The organism is Aliidiomarina sp. (assembly GCF_047920995.1).
Lineage (GTDB): Bacteria > Pseudomonadota > Gammaproteobacteria > Enterobacterales > Alteromonadaceae > Aliidiomarina.
On sequence record NZ_JBLRWZ010000002.1, the window covers coordinates 72,745 to 91,630 of the forward strand.

General features: G+C 45.9%; 19 protein-coding genes and 1 tRNA gene. 9 read left to right on the plus strand and 11 right to left on the minus strand.

Annotated features, from left to right (window positions below):
- Positions 1–113: 113 nt before the first annotated feature.
- Positions 114–596: a leucine-responsive transcriptional regulator Lrp gene (gene lrp, locus ACNA7P_RS01045; protein ID WP_416256744.1), complete on the minus strand. Its 483-nt coding sequence runs from the start codon at positions 594–596 to the stop codon at positions 114–116.
- 174 nt (positions 597–770) lie between these two features.
- On the opposite strand from lrp, the gene ald reads away from it, so the two are divergent.
- The 4 genes from ald (at position 771) to infA (ending at position 4,234) form a co-directional block, all read left to right on the plus strand.
- Entirely contained in the window at positions 771–1,898 is a 1,128-nt protein-coding gene (ald, locus tag ACNA7P_RS01050) for an alanine dehydrogenase (protein WP_416256745.1), read from the plus strand.
- Between the two features lie 206 nt (positions 1,899–2,104).
- A complete protein-coding gene (gene trxB, locus ACNA7P_RS01055) occupies positions 2,105–3,064 on the plus strand; it encodes a thioredoxin-disulfide reductase (protein WP_416256746.1) in 960 nt (319 codons plus the stop codon).
- A 112-nt stretch (positions 3,065–3,176) separates the two neighbouring features.
- Entirely contained in the window at positions 3,177–3,923 is a 747-nt protein-coding gene (gene aat, locus ACNA7P_RS01060; RefSeq protein WP_416256747.1) for a leucyl/phenylalanyl-tRNA--protein transferase, read from the plus strand.
- Positions 3,924–4,015: 92 nt separating this feature from the next.
- On the plus strand, positions 4,016–4,234 hold the full coding sequence (gene infA, locus ACNA7P_RS01065) for a translation initiation factor IF-1 (protein WP_194755702.1): 219 nt from the start codon (positions 4,016–4,018) through the stop codon (positions 4,232–4,234).
- Positions 4,235–4,302: 68 nt separating this feature from the next.
- Here infA and clpA read toward each other — a convergent pair whose 3' ends face one another.
- Complete coding sequence (gene clpA / locus ACNA7P_RS01070) at positions 4,303–6,564, minus strand: ATP-dependent Clp protease ATP-binding subunit ClpA (RefSeq protein WP_416256748.1); 2,262 nt, start codon at positions 6,562–6,564, stop codon at positions 4,303–4,305.
- A 32-nt stretch (positions 6,565–6,596) separates the two neighbouring features.
- Positions 6,597–6,914 carry an ATP-dependent Clp protease adapter ClpS gene (clpS, locus tag ACNA7P_RS01075; RefSeq protein WP_416256749.1) on the minus strand — a complete coding sequence of 106 codons (318 nt, stop codon included), beginning with the start codon at positions 6,912–6,914 and terminating at the stop codon, positions 6,597–6,599.
- A 251-nt stretch (positions 6,915–7,165) separates the two neighbouring features.
- On the opposite strand from clpS, the gene cspD reads away from it, so the two are divergent.
- The gene (gene cspD / locus ACNA7P_RS01080; protein WP_416256750.1) at positions 7,166–7,387 is read left to right on the plus strand and encodes a cold shock domain-containing protein CspD; all 222 of its coding nucleotides are present in this window, start codon (positions 7,166–7,168) and stop codon (positions 7,385–7,387) included.
- Between the two features lie 78 nt (positions 7,388–7,465).
- Here the strand turns inward: cspD and yejK are convergent, their stop codons facing one another.
- A complete protein-coding gene (yejK, locus tag ACNA7P_RS01085; protein WP_416256751.1) occupies positions 7,466–8,527 on the minus strand; it encodes a nucleoid-associated protein YejK in 1,062 nt (353 codons plus the stop codon).
- Positions 8,528–8,600: 73 nt separating this feature from the next.
- On the opposite strand from yejK, the gene ACNA7P_RS01090 reads away from it, so the two are divergent.
- The 3 genes from ACNA7P_RS01090 to ACNA7P_RS01100 all read left to right on the plus strand — a co-directional run bounded on the left by ACNA7P_RS01090 (position 8,601) and on the right by ACNA7P_RS01100 (position 10,714).
- Positions 8,601–8,855 carry a DUF1414 domain-containing protein gene (locus ACNA7P_RS01090; RefSeq protein ID WP_416256752.1) on the plus strand — a complete coding sequence of 85 codons (255 nt, stop codon included), beginning with the start codon at positions 8,601–8,603 and terminating at the stop codon, positions 8,853–8,855.
- A gap of 12 nt (positions 8,856–8,867) precedes the next feature.
- The gene (locus ACNA7P_RS01095; protein ID WP_416256753.1) at positions 8,868–10,466 is read left to right on the plus strand and encodes a DUF3413 domain-containing protein; all 1,599 of its coding nucleotides are present in this window, start codon (positions 8,868–8,870) and stop codon (positions 10,464–10,466) included.
- A 171-nt stretch (positions 10,467–10,637) separates the two neighbouring features.
- Positions 10,638–10,714: transfer RNA gene (locus ACNA7P_RS01100), tRNA-Pro, on the plus strand.
- 70 nt (positions 10,715–10,784) lie between these two features.
- Here the strand turns inward: ACNA7P_RS01100 and ltaE are convergent.
- From ltaE to waaA, 7 genes are all read right to left on the minus strand, one after another.
- Positions 10,785–11,819: a low-specificity L-threonine aldolase gene (ltaE, locus tag ACNA7P_RS01105; protein ID WP_416256754.1), complete on the minus strand. Its 1,035-nt coding sequence runs from the start codon at positions 11,817–11,819 to the stop codon at positions 10,785–10,787.
- A gap of 21 nt (positions 11,820–11,840) precedes the next feature.
- Positions 11,841–13,907, minus strand: a complete 2,067-nt coding sequence (locus ACNA7P_RS01110; RefSeq protein WP_416256755.1) for a M13 family metallopeptidase — start codon at positions 13,905–13,907, stop codon at positions 11,841–11,843.
- A 136-nt stretch (positions 13,908–14,043) separates the two neighbouring features.
- A complete protein-coding gene (locus ACNA7P_RS01115; RefSeq protein WP_416256756.1) occupies positions 14,044–14,586 on the minus strand; it encodes a YgjV family protein in 543 nt (180 codons plus the stop codon).
- 69 nt (positions 14,587–14,655) lie between these two features.
- Positions 14,656–15,000: a hypothetical protein gene (locus ACNA7P_RS01120; RefSeq protein ID WP_416256757.1), complete on the minus strand. Its 345-nt coding sequence runs from the start codon at positions 14,998–15,000 to the stop codon at positions 14,656–14,658.
- Positions 15,001–15,056: 56 nt separating this feature from the next.
- Positions 15,057–15,698, minus strand: a complete 642-nt coding sequence (locus tag ACNA7P_RS01125; RefSeq protein WP_416256758.1) for a DUF192 domain-containing protein — start codon at positions 15,696–15,698, stop codon at positions 15,057–15,059.
- Complete coding sequence (locus ACNA7P_RS01130) at positions 15,670–16,446, minus strand: 3-deoxy-D-manno-octulosonic acid kinase (RefSeq protein ID WP_416256784.1); 777 nt, start codon at positions 16,444–16,446, stop codon at positions 15,670–15,672. The genes ACNA7P_RS01125 and ACNA7P_RS01130 overlap by 29 nt, the downstream gene beginning before the upstream one ends.
- A gap of 3 nt (positions 16,447–16,449) precedes the next feature.
- On the minus strand, positions 16,450–17,754 hold the full coding sequence (waaA, locus tag ACNA7P_RS01135; protein WP_416256759.1) for a lipid IV(A) 3-deoxy-D-manno-octulosonic acid transferase: 1,305 nt from the start codon (positions 17,752–17,754) through the stop codon (positions 16,450–16,452).
- A 108-nt stretch (positions 17,755–17,862) separates the two neighbouring features.
- Between waaA and ACNA7P_RS01140 the strand changes: the two genes are divergently transcribed.
- Entirely contained in the window at positions 17,863–18,861 is a 999-nt protein-coding gene (locus ACNA7P_RS01140; RefSeq protein WP_416256760.1) for a gluconeogenesis factor YvcK family protein, read from the plus strand.
- Positions 18,862–18,886: the final 25 nt, after the last annotated feature.

Consider the following 18,886-nt stretch of genomic DNA (forward strand, 5'->3'; position numbering starts at 1 on the left):
ATGCTCCGCTATATCAACTGTATAAATATAATTATTGTTTAAAGTAATCGCTGCCCACATCTGCCATGCAGTGCATTTACTATGCCGTAGCTACACCCAAAAGAGTACCAACTTCAGCCTTTTATAACTACTTTATTCTCTTGCTTTACTGCTTCCATCACAACATAAGTACGAGATTCGTTTACGCCCGGCATGTTTAGCAAGGTTTCCCCAAGCAGCTTTCGGTACGCCGCCATATCGGCAACGCGAGCCTTGAGCAAAAAATCAAAATCTCCAGAAACTAAGTGGCATTCGAGTATTTCATCGGTTCGCCGCGCTGCATCACTGAAATCGGCGAATACATCAGACGATGTTTTACTTAAGGTGATTTCCACAAATACCAGCAAAGGCGTACCCAGTTTATCGGGATCAATGCGAGCATGGTAGCCTCTTATTACGCCATTCTTTTCTAACTTACGAACGCGTTCCAAGCAAGGTGTAGGGCTTAGCCCCACTTCCTTGGCTAATTGTACATTGGAAATTCTGCCACGTTCTTGCAAGATGCGTAAAATTTTCCTATCGAGCCTGTCAATAGTGAGTTTATCGGTAGATTCCATAATTATCAGCACGTTTAACTAAATTTAACCTTAAAAATAGCATAATTATAATATTTTGCATCGTAAAAAAGTAGGTCACGCCGCATTAGGCTGCGCTATACTTTGCCGAAAATTTACTTCTTATTTTTTCTTACCGAGAAAATAAGAATCATCCGAGAGTTGAGGCATTTCATTATGTTGATTGGTGTACCAAAAGAAATTAAAAATCACGAATACCGCATTGGTTTAACCCCTGCTGCAGTTCGCGAATACGTTGAGCATGGCCATAGTGTAATCGTTGAGCGCGATGGTGGTGCTGCAATTGGTTTCACCAACGAGGATTATGAAGCCGCGGGTGCTCGTATTATCGATACCCCTGAAGAAATCTTTGCTAGCGCAGATATGATTGTGAAAGTGAAAGAGCCACAGCCGGGTGAATGCAAGCAGCTTCGTGAAGGGCAAATTTTATATACCTACCTGCATCTAGCACCAGATCCTGAGCAAACACGTTTATTGGCAGAAGCCGGCGTAACCGCTATCGCTTACGAAACCGTAACTGATAACCGCGGTGGTTTACCGCTGCTTGCACCAATGAGTGAAGTAGCGGGCCGCATGGCGGTGCAAGCCGGCGCCCATAACCTCGAGAAAGTAAATGGTGGCAGCGGTACGCTACTCGGCGGTGTGCCGGGCGTTGCTCCAGGCAAAGTACTTATCATTGGTGGCGGTGTAGTAGGTACACAAGCAGCTAAAATGGCTATTGGCCTAGGTGCAGATGTAACGATTCTGGATCGTTCATTACCACGCTTGCGCGAACTCGATGATATTTTCATGGGCCGAGTGAAAACAGTGTACTCCACTGTAGATGCGATAGACGCATACTCTCGTGAAGCTGATTTAGTGGTGGGCGCCGTATTAATTCCAGGTGCAGCAGCACCGAAGTTATTAACACGTGAACACATCAAGAATATGAAGCCAGGTTCAGTATTAGTAGATGTTGCCATCGATCAAGGCGGCTGTTTTGCAACGTCGAAAGCTACCACGCATCAAGATCCTACCTATGTTATTGATGATGTAGTGCATTACTGCGTAGCCAATATGCCAGGTGGTGTAGCTCGTACTTCTACAATGGCACTCAACAATGCCACCCTGCCGTACGGTATCGCGCTAGCCAATAAAGGCCTGCAAGCATTAGCGAACGATGCAAACCTGCGCAACGGTCTGAATATGCACAAAGGCTACATCACGTATAAAGCGGTTCATGATGATCTTGGCAAGCAATTAAACCTTGAGTACCTAGATCCTCTAAAAGCAATTGAAATCTAAATCGCAAACCTTTGCGTAAAGTGCTCTGGCGGGGGTTGCGTGCTAGCAACAGCAGTAAGCGTTACGCATTAGTTACATTAAACAAGAGCCGGTTTTAAACCGGCTCTTTACGCTTTAATCGCAACTGCCTACAATAGCCTCAATTGTTACAAAGCATATTTTGATTTGTTTATTTTTCTGATAATAAAAACAGCGGAGTTGTATTCATGGCTGAAGTGAAGCACTGCAAACTATTAATTTTGGGTTCTGGCCCTGCCGGCTATACTGCTGCAGTTTACGCAGCACGTGCCAATTTGAACCCAGTATTAGTAACGGGTATGCAGCAAGGTGGTCAACTTACCACTACTACCGAAGTGGAAAACTGGCCCGGCGATCCAGAAGGTTTAACTGGCCCCGATTTAATGGTGCGCATGCAGCAACACGCTGAGCGTTTCAATACCGAAATCGTTTTTGATCATATTAATAGTGTGCAACTAACCGAACGCCCATTTCGTTTAAAGGGTGATTCTGCAGAATACACTGCTGATGCATTAGTTATTGCCACTGGCGCATCTGCTAAATACCTTGGTTTGCCCTCTGAAGATGCCTTTAAAGGGCGTGGCGTAAGTGCTTGCGCTACCTGTGATGGGTTCTTCTACCGTGGCCAAAAGGTATGTGTAGTTGGCGGAGGTAACACAGCCGTAGAAGAAGCATTATATCTTTCGAACATCGCTGAAGAAGTGCATGTAATTCACCGCCGTGATACCTTCCGCGCCGAAAAAATCCTCGTTGATCGCTTAATGGCGAAAGCGAAAACAGGTAACGTGATCCTGCATTTACACCAAACCCTTGATGAAGTGTTGGGTGATCAAATGGGTGTTACCGGCATTCGTATCGAAGATGTGCGCAACGGTGAGAAATCAGAGCTTGCACTGCAAGGTGTGTTTATTGCTATCGGCCATAAACCAAACACCGATATGTTCGTTGGCCAACTCGATATGGAGAACGGCTATTTAAAAGTGCATTCTGGTTTAAATGGCAACGCCACGCAAACCTCAATTCCTGGTGTATTCGCAGCGGGTGATGTAAGCGACCATATCTACCGCCAAGCCATTACCTCAGCCGGTACCGGTTGTATGGCTGCACTAGATGCTGAGCGCTTCCTAGATGCCCTAGACAGCAACTAAATCGCTCTGAATAGCCGCTATGTGCAAAACATAGCGGCTTTTTTTATAGCTACCGATTTGCAACTACAATGGTCAAAAGTAACGCACACCCCTTCCCTTGCCGAGATATGCCATGAGTTTTCTCAGTGATTTAGATCATACATCCGCTACCGCGGCATTCCCGCCGGTTACTCAGGCGTTGCCAGAGCCAGATGGTTTACTTGCTGTAGGTGGTTGCTTATCTGTGCCACGCTTAATAAACGCTTACCAAAGTGGCATATTCCCTTGGTTTAGCAGTAACGATCCGATTTTGTGGTGGTCGCCGAGTGAACGGGCGGTAATATTTCCCAATCAGTTACACATTAGCAAAAGTTTAGCGAAATTCATCCGCAAAAAGCCTTATCGTATTACCCTGAATATGGTCTTTAGCAGTGTAATAAAGCAATGCGCCACTATTCCACGTGGAGATCCAAGTAATGGGGTGTGGATTACTGCAGATATGATTCGCGCATATGAACAACTGCATCGAGCAGGCCATGCCCATTCTATCGAGATATGGCATGATGATCAGTTGGTGGGTGGTTTATATGGGGTACTGGTAGGTACAGTGTTCTGTGGTGAAAGTATGTTTAGTAAAGCCGATAATGCATCGAAAATTGCCCTGGTAGCCATTCGCGATTACTTAGTACCCTATGGGTTAACATTAATTGATTGTCAGATTCCCAACCCGCATTTAGCTTCTCTTGGGGCTGTAACACTACCGCGCAAAAAATTTATTGGCCTGCTAAAATCAGGGTTAAATGGCCTTGAAGGCATGAGTGTTAAGGGATCTACAACACTAATAGGTGCGCAATATATGCTTGCGCGAGAATTGAATTAACTAGCTATTGGCTTTTACGGTTAAAAAGCGGTAAAATTCCCGCGCTTTAAAACAGCTACCGTAGCCAGACCAAAGAGAATACAGAGGATTTAATGGCGAAAGAAGACAGCATTGAAATGCAAGGTACCATTTTAGATACTTTGCCAAATACTATGTTCCGCGTTGAACTAGAAAACGGGCACGTAGTAACTGCGCATATTTCTGGGAAAATGCGTAAGAACTATATTCGTATCTTGACCGGCGATAAAGTAACCGTTCAGCTTACCCCTTACGATTTATCAAAAGGCCGTATCGTTTTCCGTTCACGATAAGTACAGCCTGAAGATACTTGCACAAAGTATCTGTTACCAAGATTAGCAAAAAAAACGCAGTGCCTTCGTTATGAAGGCACTGCTTCGTTTGCGTTGTCGTATGAAAAAGTAAGCTCGTCTTTTGCAGCGTTCAAGGCAACGCGAACATTGCCACCTTGGCTTAATTGGCCGAATAGAATTTCATTCGCCAAAGGCTTCTTCAGGTGTTCTTGAATAATGCGGGTCATTGGCCGCGCGCCCATGGCTTTATCATAACCCTTATCTGCCAACCAGCCCATTGCCGCAGGCTCTACTTCTAAAGACACGCCTTTCTTATCCAACTGCGCTTGTAACTCACAGATGAACTTATCAACTACCTGCAATATTACTTCGGTGCTTAAGTGATTAAACCAAATAATACCATCAAGACGATTGCGGAATTCAGGCGTAAACAGCTTATTAATCTCCGACATCGCATCAAACTTATGGTCTTGTTGCTGGAAACCAATCGATGTACGCTCCGTTTCGCGAACACCCGCATTGGTGGTCATTACCAATACCACGTTGCGGAAATCGGCTTTACGGCCGTTATTATCCGTTAGTGTACCGTTATCCATTACCTGCAATAGAATATTGAAAATATCGCTATGGGCTTTTTCAATTTCATCAAGCAATACAACGCTGTAAGGGTTCTTAATAACCGCTTCCGTTAACAAACCACCTTGCTCATAGCCTACATAGCCAGGCGGTGCGCCAATCAAACGGCTAACCGCATGACGCTCCATATACTCAGACATATCGAAGCGCAGCAACTCTACGCCCATTCCCTTCGCTAACTGTTGGGTTACTTCGGTTTTACCAACGCCCGTGGGGCCCGCAAACAAGAATGAACCCACCGGCTGATGCTCGCCACCAAGGCCTGAACGAGATAAACGAATTGCCGCCACTAAACTATCAATCGCGAGGTCTTGCCCAAACACCACCATTTTCAGATTGCGATCCAGTTGCTTGAGCATACTTTGATCATTGCGAGACACTGATTGCGCCGGCACTCGAGCGATTTTTGCGATAATCGCTTCAATATCACCTACGCCCACCGTTTTCTTGCGCTTAGAAGGCGGCAACAGGCGTTGGCTAGCACCAGCCTCATCCAACACATCAATCGCTTTATCTGGTAAATGGCGTTCATTAATGTATTTTGCGCTCAGTTCTGCCGCAGCCCGAATTGCCGGTTGCGTGTAACGAATGCCATGGTGTTGCTCATATTTTTCTCGCAAGCCCATCAAGATCCGCGTTGTATCCTCAACTGAAGGCTCTACAACATCAATTTTTTGGAATCGTCGCACTAGCGCTCGGTCTTTCTCAAAAATATTTTTATATTCTTGGTATGTAGTTGAACCAATACACTTCAATTCACCGCCAGAAAGCAGTGGTTTTAACAAATTCGATGCATCCATTACCCCACCCGACGCTGCACCAGCGCCTACAATGGTATGAATTTCATCGATAAATAATATCGCATTTTCTTGCTTACCCAATTCTTTAAGTAAAGCTTTGAAACGTTTTTCAAAATCACCGCGATATTTCGTGCCCGCTAAAAGCCCACCCATATCGAGGCTATAAATCACCGCACCAGCAATTACTTCCGGAACCTGTTTCTCAACAATCTTCCAAGCTAAACCTTCCGCAATCGCGGTTTTACCAACGCCTGCTTCGCCCACCAGCAGTGGATTATTTTTACGGCGGCGGCATAACACTTGAATGCACCGCTCAAGCTCATCATCTCGGCCAATAAGCGGATCAATTTTACCCGCTTCAGCGCGGGTATTTAAATTCACACAAAAACGCGCTAAAAAGCCTTGTTCTTGTTCATCGGTAGCTGCTGCTATTTTCTCTTGGGCGGCGGAGCCTTCCTCTTCAGTTCGAGAAATCCCATGAGAGATAAAGTTCACCACATCGAGGCGCGTAACCTCATGTTTATTAAGTAAATAAACCGCTTGTGATTCTTGCTCACTAAAAATAGCTACCAGTACGTTCGCGCCGGTAACCTCTGAGTTTCCAGACGATTGCACGTGAAATACCGCCCGTTGCAATACACGCTGAAAACCAAGCGTTGGCTGAGTTTCCCCGCTCTCTTCTAAGGGGAATTTGGGCGTACTGCGATCGATGTAGCCAAGTAATTCGCTCTTGAGCGCTGCGAAATTAATGCCACAGGCTCGCAGTGCTTCCGATGCCTCTGGATTTTCTAATAAAGCTACAAGCAGGTGTTCCACCGTCATTAGCTCATGCTGATGCTCCCGAGCAAGCCGGAATGCATCATTCAACGATATTTCGAGCGCTTTGTTCAGCATACTGCTCTCCTTACTTCACAAACCATCAATAACTACACCTGCTCCATCGTACATAATAATGGGTGATCATTCTCACGGGCATACTGATTAACCTGAACCACCTTCGTTTCGGCAATCTCGGCCGAATAAATTCCACACACTGCTTTACCAACTTCATGTACTTGTAACATTACTTGCGTAGCCGCTTCTTGGTTCATACGAAAATAAGTTACTAGTACTTCAATCACGAAATCCATTGGCGTGTAATCATCATTGTTTAACATTACCTGATACATAGAAGGAGGTTGCAGCTCAAGTTTGCTGCCTTCTTCCAAATGGTGCTCAGGAATTGAATCACTATATTTACTCATATCGAAAATCATCTACACCTTAAATATAGCCAGAATTTTGACATACGGTTAGGTTTGATGTGATAAATTTAGTTAAAAAAATGTAATAAAATATCTCAACAATACTTGACTATTTTTTACTCTTATCTAAATTAACACATGGTACTGTTTATTTTTCTTTTCAAGGGCAGCACCGAGCACAATAAATCATAACTATTCACGTGCTCAAACACACTACAACAACACATTATACGCAAGAAGGAAGTAGAAGTATGGCTACCGGTAAAGTCAAATGGTTCAATAACTCCAAAGGTTTTGGTTTTATCGAATCCGAAGATCGCAGTGGTGATATCTTTGCCCACTACTCCACAATCCAAATGGAGGGGTACCGCACCCTGAAAGCCGGCCAAGAGGTCGATTTTGAACTTGAAGAAGGTCCGAAAGGCCTACATGCGGTGCAAATCGTACCTCACAATGGTGAACCAAAAGTATAACTGCACTTCTTTAATCTTCAGAATGTTCAACGAAAAGGGCCAGCTCTGCAATGTTGGCCCTTTTTACTTTCCGCTCCGTTAATCATTCATTCCGTAGTAACGACGAAGTTGATCGCGAAGATTCGGCGGAGTTCCTACAATGGTAAGCGTATCCGTTTGCGCATCGTAGTTCACTCGGTTACCCAACATATTCTGATCAAACCCTATACTTAGCCCGCCGCCTTGGCCTTGAAACTTCACTAATTGCCGTAAACTGGTTTTATCAGCTGGAAAACTTTCTGGAACATCCATACCTTTATTTTGGCTAAATGCCTTAATTGAGGGCGCGCCTTGATCTTGCAAACGCTGATCAAGTTCATTAAATTGCACTTGTTCGCCCTGCTGCCATTGCTCACCACAATACTCATACACACTTTTACGTACGTCATTGGCATTGTCATCTGATAATTCAGCTTCTTTAACGAACGCCTGAACCGTATCTATCAGATGTTTAGTGCTGGCTTTCGAGTTTACTCGTTCTGCACAACCCAAGAAATCTAGAAAAAACTCGGCAGTTTTCCTACCAGTTCGCCCCTTAATAAAAGAAACGTAGTAAAGATCATCAGCTTGCGCTTGAAACTCAGTTAGGTTGATGCGCGCTGCAAGTTGAATTTTAGAAACATCTAATTGTGGTGATTTGTGCACACTTAAATCCGGCTGCACCATTACCCCATCTCTTACAGGAAGAAAGCTCACCAACAGAATACGATCGGTATTTTGTTGGTAATCCGCTAAGAGCAGAAAGCCAGGTTCGGCAAAAGAGTAGCGTGAGAGCTCCGCTTGCAATAGCTTTGCAACCTGTTGCGAAAAGGCCACGAAATCATTCTCGTTCGCTAACCAGTTTGTAAGCAACTGCGGAAATTCAGGCTCTGGAATGGTTTCTCCTGCTTCGCGCGCTGCGGCATAAAAGGGGTCTTCTGCAGACACGAAACTAGCGTAGCCTTTACCAGGTTTAGCGTTGTACACTTCACTAAGCTCTGCAAGTAAGGCACTTACTTCAGCTTCACTGTGCAATGCTTCCGGAGAAAACCGCAAACCAAACTCGCCCTGCCGATCTTGATAAACTTGATGAACAATACTCGCGCTTACTTTCAATGCCATACTTCTCTCGCTATGCAACTATCTGATTTATGTTAAACTTACGCTATTCTATCATGGAGCCGGAGTGTTCATCATGCCGATTGTTTCAAAATACGCCCAAGACCGCCAAGAGCGGTTAATTGATGACATATTACAAGTTTTTGCTGACGATAAATCACCCAACGATCTTGCGTTGATGACACTTGGCAATGTGGTAACTCACATTTTGTACGAGCATGTAGCGGAAGATAAGCGGGCCAGTATTGCCCGTCAGTTTGGTGAAATTCTGCTACAATCCGTAGCGAATGCTGGGCAAAACAGCAGCCAGCAACCAACTAAGAAGCAATAATAAAACTATTCTATGGGAAAATATAAACAGCGGGATCGCATCGCTCAGTTAGTAAGCTGGGGACATTGGTTCACTTTTGCGAACATCATTCTATGTTTGCTAATCGGTGTGTTTTATCTGGAAACCGCGTTGCCCGCACAAACATCAATTGCTGCTGGTTACTTAATGGTGAGTTGGCTTGGCCATTTCGCATTTCTGCCGTTTGTGTTTTTCATTGTACTTATTTTCCCACTCTGCTTACTTGTGCCCTACTCTCGTATACTTCGCGGTTACGCAGCAATTATCGCCTCGATTGGTATTTTCGCGCTAATTCTGGATGCGCTGTTCTTCCGCCAATATGGCTTTCACTTGAATACGTATTCGCTTACCCAGCTAGCCGCCGATGCTGAGGAATGGTTTGCTGGGGGCAGCTTTGTCATGTTACTGCTACTTATGCTCGGGTTCTTAGTGATCTTGGGTATAGAACTCATTCTGGCAAACTTAACTTGGAAGCGGCATCCGCAACTACAAGCAAAGCGAATAGGCAAAATTTCTGCAGGGGTATTTATCGTGGCATTCATTATCAGCCACAGCAGCCACATTTGGGCTGATGCCACCCTGTATTCACCCATTACCCAGCAAGATGATTTGTTTCCAGCATCCTACCCCACCACGGCAAAATCGTTGATGACCCGCCATGGTTGGATATCCGTAGAGCGCTTCCAATCTAGCCACGATCGCCTTACCGGTTCGCAACAACTTGCGGTGCGCTATCCTACCAGCCCATTGTTGTGTAGCAAAGAATCAGTTGAGCATGGCGTAAGCGTAATAACCTTTACCACCCTCTCTGCTGAATCGTTAGCGCGTTTAAACGCTGAGATTCCTGCATTAACCCAACACGCGCAGCAACACTTAGGCCACCGCAGCGTATCGGACGCAAGCTACAACCTGCTATTTGGTACTCCGGATGTATATATTGAAAGCATTCGTTACCAGAACCTACAGCCAGCCTATTTTAACGTTTTAAATGATTTCGCGGTAACGCCAAACCTGTTTGCTAGCGCGCATTTTGATTCATCCGAGTTGCCTAATTCACTACAAAGCAAAGTACAGCCATGGCAACCATCGCGTTTGCACGGTAATAACTTGCAGATCATTTTTGCCGCCGAAAATGATATCGATAGTGCAATTACGTATCTACAAAACATACCCACCAACCAACGCGTAATCATCACTGGTTTAGTTGCGAATTCTGGGCTTAATAACGTTCTAATGCCGCAAGCAGAGCATCTACAAGTTCCGCTACTGAGTATGAACATGGTTCTCGTACCACGAACATTATCTGCGTTAGAAGATATTATGCCCACGGCACTAAGTAGCTACATGAATTGTGCCGATGATTTTCGTAGCTTTACAAATGGCGTAAATCTAAAAGAAACTACGCGCGAGTTTCCGCGAGTACTGAGTATTAAACCGTATTTATATATATTCGAAGCAAACCAAACTACTGTAATCGACCAAAATGGCGAAATGCAGCTGTTTTCCGTAGATGGCGAACTCATGCCTGGCGCAGTTCCCCCCACGCCAGTATTCATTAATAGTTTGCGGGAATTACAGCGCTTTGGTGGTTAACGATAATTCTGTTAGTCACCTCATAGCAGAAAAACAACAGCCCACTGCATTAAATTGGTACAAAAATTAACAAACCACAGTAGTGCTTTGTTTAATTAATCAGCAACTATACGGAAAACATCGATTATTACTTGCCATTTACGTGGCGAGAGGTAACATACGGGGCTCGGTCGGCGTGTGGCGCAGCTTGGTAGCGCACTGTCATGGGGTGTCAGGGGTCGGAGGTTCAAATCCTCTCACGCCGACCAATAAAAAAACCTGCTTAAAAGCAGGTTTTTTTGTGTCTGGAACTTAGCCGAAATAAGGTGCCGAAAAAAACTAACCGTTAGCACTAGCTGCAACAATAACCTCCGCAACACGATGAATAACGCTTGCGGAAACATCAAGGTGAGTAACTAGGCGCATACGCTTACTGCTGGGCACCAAAATGCCCTGCTCTTTGCAGCGTTTCGCTACCGTAGCAGCAACTTCGGCACTAGCAAAATCGAGATACACCATGTTGGTTTGTGGTGGTTGCACGGTAACCGTGCGCATACCTTGCGCGGTAAAACCTGCCTGTAATGCGTTCGCCAATTCGATTGCGCGCAGATGATCATCTGCCAACCGTTGAATATTGTGATCGAGCGCATAATCTAATCCCGCAGCCACAATTCCAGCTTGGCGCATACCGCCGCCCAGCATTTTGCGCCAACGCCGCGCGATACGTACCGTATCTGCATCAGCTACGAGCATAGAACCAATCGGAGCGCCTAAGCCCTTCGACAAACACACAGACACGCTATCAAATGGAGCTGCCATTTCAATTAATGGTTGCTTTGTCGCAACATGAGCATTAAATAGCCGAGCCCCATCTAAGTGCAAACGCAAACCATGAGTGTTGGCAAATTCTCGAGCAGCGGTAAAAAACTGCGCCGGTATCACCTTTCCTGTATGGGTATTTTCTAACGCTAATAAGCGAGTAATTGGAAAATGCGGGTCATCAGCTTTCACTTTTGTTGCTAACACCGCTAAATCGAGCGATCCATCACTTAATACGGGCACGGTTTGCGGCACGATGCCACCGAGTACTGCAGCGCCTCCGGCCTCATAGCGATAGGTGTGATACTCCTCACCTACTAGATACTCTTCGCCACGTTGGCATTGGCTCAGCAACGCTAATAAATTACTTTGCGTACCACTAGTACATAATAATGCTGCCTGTTTGCCAAATAACCCCGCAACCCGAGCCTCTAGCGCGTTTACGGAAGGATCTTCACCATACACATCATCGCCAGTAGCAGCCGCAGCCATAGCCGCGCGCATGGCGGCTGATGGCTGAGTTACTGTATCACTGCGTAAATCAATTGTGGTCACTGTTTTTATCCAACTTAAGGCTTACCAAATCTTCACGCGCACATCGTCATCCCGGTGCATTGGATCGCCTGGTTGCACATCAAATGCTTCATAGAATTCGGGCATATTCGAGAGCGGCCCAAGAACACGGTATTTACCAGGAGAATGCGGGCCCACTACAACTTGTCTACGCAACGCTTCATCTCGGAACTTGATGCGCCAAATTTGTCCCCAACCGATAAAGAAACGCTGTTCAGCTGTGTAACCGTCAATAACTGGCCCTTCCTCGCCATTTAACGAATTGCGGTAGCCACGCAACGCTACGTTTAAACCACCTAAATCAGCGATGTTCTCACCCAAGCTCAATGCACCTTGAAGATGCAAATCATCAATTGGATTAAAAGCACTGAATTGCTCAATCATTAATTGCGCGCGTTCACGGAATTGCTCTTCATCTACTTCACTCCACCAATCCCGTAAATTGCCGGAGCCATCTGAGCGACGCCCTTGGTCATCAAAGCCATGGGTTATTTCATGACCAATTACTGCACCAATCGCACCATAGTTAATGGCATCATCAGCGTTAACATCAAAAAATGGTGGCTGCAAAATAGCTGCTGGGAACACTATCTCGTTCATCGTTGAACGGTAATACGCGTTCACGGTTTGTGGTGTCATACCCCAATCGTATGGGTCTACTTCAGAACCTAAACGCGCCAGCATGCGCTCGTATTCACAATTAGCAGAGCGGCGCATGTTGCCAAACAAATCATCTGCTGCAATGGTAAGGCATTCATAATCGCGCCATTTATCTGGGTAACCAATTTTTGTGGTAAAGGTAGCTAATTTCGCGTGCGCTTCGGCTTTGGTTGCATCGGTCATCCACTCCAGATCATCGATTGCTTCGCCGAATGCTAGCAGGATGTTATCAACCATTTCCGCCATACGCTCTTTCGATTCGGCCTGAAAGTGCTCTGCTACATATTCTTCGCCCACCATGAACCCAAGCAAACTTTCTACGGTACTTACCGCCCGGCGTTCCCGCGAACGCTCTTCTTCTAGCCCTTGCAGTACGCGGCCATAGAAATCAAAGCTTGCTTCCGCAAATTTGCTACTTAAAATGCCTGCAGCGCTGCGTAAAGTATGGAACTGCAAGTATGTTTGCCAATCCGCGAGCGATATCTCAGCCTGCATTTTTGCAAACGCCTGCATGTAATCAGGCTGGCGAACTACTAGTTCATCCACTGCTAAATCCGCAGCACTAAGTAACGCGCTCCAATTGAACTCTGGCGCCAATTCTTGTAACTCAGCAACGCTCATTTTGTTGTAAGAAGCTACCCGATCACGATTCTGGATTCTGCTCCAATGTGCGCCCGCAATCTTTGTTTCAATAGCTAAGATAGTGGCTGCAGCTTCACTCCCATTATCCCATTCTGCCGCATTCCATAAGCGCTCAATAAATTCTACATACTGGCCGCGTAAGGTTTGGTTGCGTTCATCATCCGCTAAGTAATAATCGCGATCTGGCAGGCCCAACCCAGATTGGCTGATGCTAGTAATGTATTCTTCCGAATTCATTTGATCCTGGCCTACACCTAAATTCACTGGTGTGGCTGCTCGATAGCGCTGATTGTAACCCCAAAAATCAGCCAAATCGGCATGGGTTTGCAAACTAGCGATACGCTCAAAATCTGCTGTTAGTGGCGAAATACCGAGTTCTTCAACACGATCTTCATTCATGTACGAACGAAATAAATCACCAATCTTTTGTACATTCGAATTCGCTTCACCCGATGTTTCGGCGGCGGCAAGTACGATTGCAAGTACCTGTTCTTCAGCGCGTTCGCGCAGCTCATCAAAACTTCCCCACCGGGCTCTATCACTTGGAATTTCAGTGCGCTCTAACCACTGGCCATTTACATAGCGAAAAAAGTTATCTTGTGGCCGTACGCTGGTTTCCAAGTTATTGAGCGATACACCTGAACTTAGCTGCTGCTCAACTTGCTGCTCTGCGTCTGATAAAGATTGGTTTGTTTGCGGTACTTCCGAACAAGCCGCTAAACCTAGCGCCATAGCCACGCCGAATGCCAAGGATGAAATTTTACGCATGATCAATTCCTGTGTGTTAAGCGATGCACAAACTGTGCTCATAATATGAAATCGTTATGAGCAGTGTTGAACAATACATGAGTAAAGTAAATTAGTGCTCGGTTAACCGAGATAAGCATGCGATGAACAGCACTAGCTATTCACTTTGGCCTAATTGCTGCGCTGCTTTTACGCGTTTATCACTGCGTAGTTTTAAAAATATACTGGTTAAATTAGACACATTGAACAACACGCCGAAAGGGCTTAGCACGATCAGTGAATACATCAGCATCAACGATTCTGCCACGATAAACCAGCGGCGAATGGTGGTAGCACTTTTTAAAACAATAGAGCCTACGGTAAAGATCATTGCGGCGGTGTATGCAATAAATAAATACACCTCGTTTTTAAGTACAAACCATTCCCATAAGCAGAACACGATATTCAACAGAATGAATACCAGTAAAACCGATACCGATTGATAACGCAGTGCAACAATGTTGCGCACCGCGCCAATGGCTAACCCGATACCTGCGGCCATTGCCCCAAGTAAAAAGAAATGCAGGCTTAAGAACGCCAACGCAAAGGCTGTTACCAAGCGGTAGCGATAAACCGTTTCTTGCCGATAGCCGATAAAGTTGATAACCAGCGCTAAAGCGCCAAAAACATGTACTGCATGATCTATAGCAAAATCATCCATAGCAAAATCATCCATGTGGAAACAACAAACTAAAGTAATTCAAGCTAAAACCAAGCCAATGCCGTGGGCTTAGTTATTGCTCATGTGCGCCGGAAATTGGTGCAACTGAAAATCATAATCAGCAAGTAATCCGGTGGCCGTTTCAAAATAAACCGTTAACGATATCATTTGCGTATCGCCTGGATTGCTATTTGGCTGTTTGGCCTCACCAACATAGGTGTAATTATACCATTGAAAATCGCCACTTTCGCCTTGCGCTGCAGGCCTTCCCCACCACTCATGAAGATGGTGTAAACGGGTTCTACTAGCCACAAGTACCGAACTGATGTTGTTATCATTTAACTCTGCTAACGCAGGCACACTTGAGCTGCTTGTTTGTTGTGAAGTACTCGCACAGGCACTTAACATGAGCATACATGCTATTGCCAACAATATGAGCCGGGCGTGCTCAGCCCATTTAATCCGAGTGTTTACCATGCTTCGAAGCCCTCTAAGTTACTTTCACAGTCTTCTTGTAGCAGCCAATCACCTTCGCTAATACCCCACTCGGCAAATTTACCAAGGTTTACCTCAAGCGCATACAAGAATGGCTTTGCCGCTGGGTAACTAGGGCATCGCTGGCGCCAATAACTCTCACACGGTTGCATTTGTTGAATATCAAGAATTTCACCTTTGTTACTAACATAGGCAATATCCAGAGGAATAAGTGTTCTAAACATCCAGAAACTGCGTTGCCCTATGTGCGGGTATACAAACAACATACCACTGTTTTCTGCTAGGCTTTCCCGCATCATCAAACCGGTAGCGCGCTGCTCAGCTGTTAATGCCAGCTCGGCCTGCACTATTTGTTGCTCTGTGGTATGTGGCTCTGTGGTTTGTGGCTCTGTGTTGTTTTGGCTGCGCAAACATAATGCCTGCGTTGCCAACTGCTGCGGCACAGTACTTGCATGAGTACTTGCATAAGTACTTGCATAAGTGCTTGCATAAGTGCTTACAGTTAATACACTGGTTGCGGCGGGTAACACTGCAGTTGCCGCGCCAGCGGCGCTAGTGATACCAAGCAGTGCCCCCGCTAAATACAACCTAACCTTGGTGGTTACGTACATGTTCATTGTAGCCTCGCAATAATGCTTGCCAATCATGCTCTCGCCAATAAAAATCTCGCTGTTGCGCTTGTTCTTTGCGCAACGAACGTTTTAACCGTTTTAGGTTCCGTTCTTGCCAAGCGCCTGGCGGGCGCATATCACAGCGATCGAAATCAATAAGCCAGATCTTGGTGTCTTGCTCGCTCAGTACCGATGCAGTTGCTCCCTTTACTGTAGCATGCTGCAGCAAAATATTGTGGCAGTTTAAATCGCTATGCTGCACACCTGCCAGCTGAAATGCTGCAATGGTTGCGCCAATGGCGTGCCATACCCGCTCAGCAACTGGCGCCCTGCTAAGAGCTGAGAATAAATCTTGGCTATTAGCGATGCGCTCTATCAATATGTCAGCGCGATACCACAAACCAATTTGGTATACTTTTGCCGCCACAGGCTTAGGCACCGGCAGGCCTAGTGCATGCATAGAGCCTAGCAAATTAAACTCGGCAATACTGCGCGTGTTCTCCATGCCGGTATACAAGAACTGGTCACGGATAAACTTCCCCGGTAAGCCGCCGCGGTAATAATGCCGCAACACAAATTCGCGCTGGCCATCCGTTACAAACCATACGGTATTTCTACCCTTACTCTGGCCAACTATGGCTTCACGTTGTTGCCAAAACTGCGGGTTTAACCAATCCTGCTCTGCGCCAACTGCAGGTGGTTCTAATACCCTAATATACTGGTGATTATGCTCGTAATTGGTTATCTCTTGCATCACTTAAGCACGCCCTAATAATTGTTGAATGCGCACTTGCAAGCGCTGTGTTGCGCCCCGATGCTCAGCAAAAATCCGTTGCGCGCTAGCACCCAAGCGTTGCGCCGTTTCTATGGTAGTGAGCAAGCCAATTAACGTATCCGCTAAGGTATCACTAGAGTTTACCCAACGCACCGCTTGCCGCTTATCAAGTTGATCATAAACTTCGGCAAAGTTAAATATATGGCGGCCACTAAGTAACGGCTTGCCGAAAGCGATGGCTTCCAATGGGTTATGGCCACCACGTTCAATTAAACTACCGCCAATAAAAGTAATATTGGCAATACCATACCAAAGCAGTAGCTCGCCCATGGAATCACCCAGCAATACTTGTGTAGCATTAGTAACTGGCCGCCCTGTGCTGCGCCGCACGGTAGTTAAGCCCTCATTTTCAAGTAATGTGTATACCTTATTAAAACGCTCTTGATGGCGCGGCACCAATATCAGTAACGCATTGGGCTTCACTTTTAATACTTTCTTAAACGCAGCAATTATTTGCTCTTCTTCACCGGCATGCGTGCTTCCAGCGGTAATAATAGGCCGAGAACCTAAGAGCTCTTGATAATGCTCAATCTCGTTTTGTACTTCTGTGCTTACCACCACATCAAACTTTAAATTGCCGGCAACATCAATTACTCGCTCGCGCACACCAATATTGGCAAAACGTTCCGCCGCCACTTCCGATTGCACACCACAATAATTTAATGCCGCCCAGGCCCGTTCGAATAGCCAATTCATGCGGGTATAGCCGCTGGCAGATTGTTTCGACATGCGGCCATTTACCAGTGCCACAGGAATTCCAAGCGCGCGCGCAAACAACACTAAATTCGGCCACAGTTCGGTTTCAAGAATAACAATCGCACTCGGTTGTAAAGCTTTTAAGAAGCGCTTTACCGCACTTGGGGTATCGAAAGGAATATAGGCATGATAGATCGCATCGCCGTAGGTTTTCTGAATCAGCTCAGATGCGGTTGGGGTCATGCACGTTATCGCCACAGGCCGACCACCCTCGTCATTCACGAAGCGGTCTAAAAGTGGCTTAGCGGCCATAAACTCACCCACAGATACGCAATGGAATACGATAGCACCGCGCCATTTCATAGCAATCTCTTGCTGGCAAAAACGTTCCTGCATGCGGGCACGATAGGCCGTATTCTTGCGACCCTGCCACCATAAATAAAATACCACCAGTGGCATCATCATATACAACAACACGCTGTATAAGCGCACACCAAAATAACGATTATCGGGTAACCCCTGAGCTAACATACTTATCCTCCGCTGAAACGTGGCTATCTTGCCAGAATTTACACACATTTGGCTAACTACAATCGGGTTTTTATTCACTCTGAGCAGCGCAACATATATAGTTTACGCATGGCTAACGAATTACGAACACAAACTATGGGTAATAAAGTGCGCTCACGGAAGAATCTTTCACTTTTAAAAAAACTCAACATTACCGCGATTGGCGGCGGCCATGGCTTGGGTAGGCTGATGTCAACACTCAGCTTTTTAGATAAACGTTTGGTTGGCATCGTAGCAACTACCGATAACGGTGGCTCTACCGGCAAGCTGCGTGAGCATCAACAATGCATTGCTTGGGGCGATATTCGTAACTGCATGTCACAACTTGCTGATCAGCCGCTTGCCAAAGAGCTACTGAACTACCGCTTTAATGGCGAATCTAGCCTTGATGGCCACAGTTTCGGCAATCTTTTGTTATATACCCTTGATGCTATATCTGCACGCCCACTCGATGGCATTCAGCTATTAAGCCGCTTATTAAAAGTGCGCAATCGCGTGCTGCCGATGTCGGAAACACCTACAGATTTGATTGCTGAGCTCGATAACAACCTGCAGTGCTTCGGTGAAATCCGCATCGATGAGCTCATGCAAATGCCAAAACAACTAAGCCTTTCTCCGCAAGTACAGGGTACGCCAGAAGCGCTAACTCATATTGCCCGCAGTGATCTCATTATTCTTGGCCCTGGTAGTTTCCTTACTTCAGTACTACCACCGCTGTTGGTCGGTGATATCGCCCGTGCTATCGAAAAATCACCTGCAAAAGTGATTTTTATTGATAATCTGGTTGCTGAACAAAGCCCTGCGGGTGCATTACCACTGCATGAAAAGTTACGTTGGCTAGAAAACCAGCTTGGTTATCTTCCCATTGATTTAGTAATCAGCCCCAGTGCCAGCCATGCGCACCCTATTCCCACAATACAAAGTGTTGCTGCAGATTCCGAAGTGGCGCATCGGCACGATATGGATAGTTTATTAATAGCAATTGAGCAGGCTGCTGAAGCACTGCTCACAGCAAAACCTGTGGCAACGAATGAGCAGCCGGAACCCAGCCCCTATTCGTTACCGTAATCACAATTACAATAAATAAAGGCAT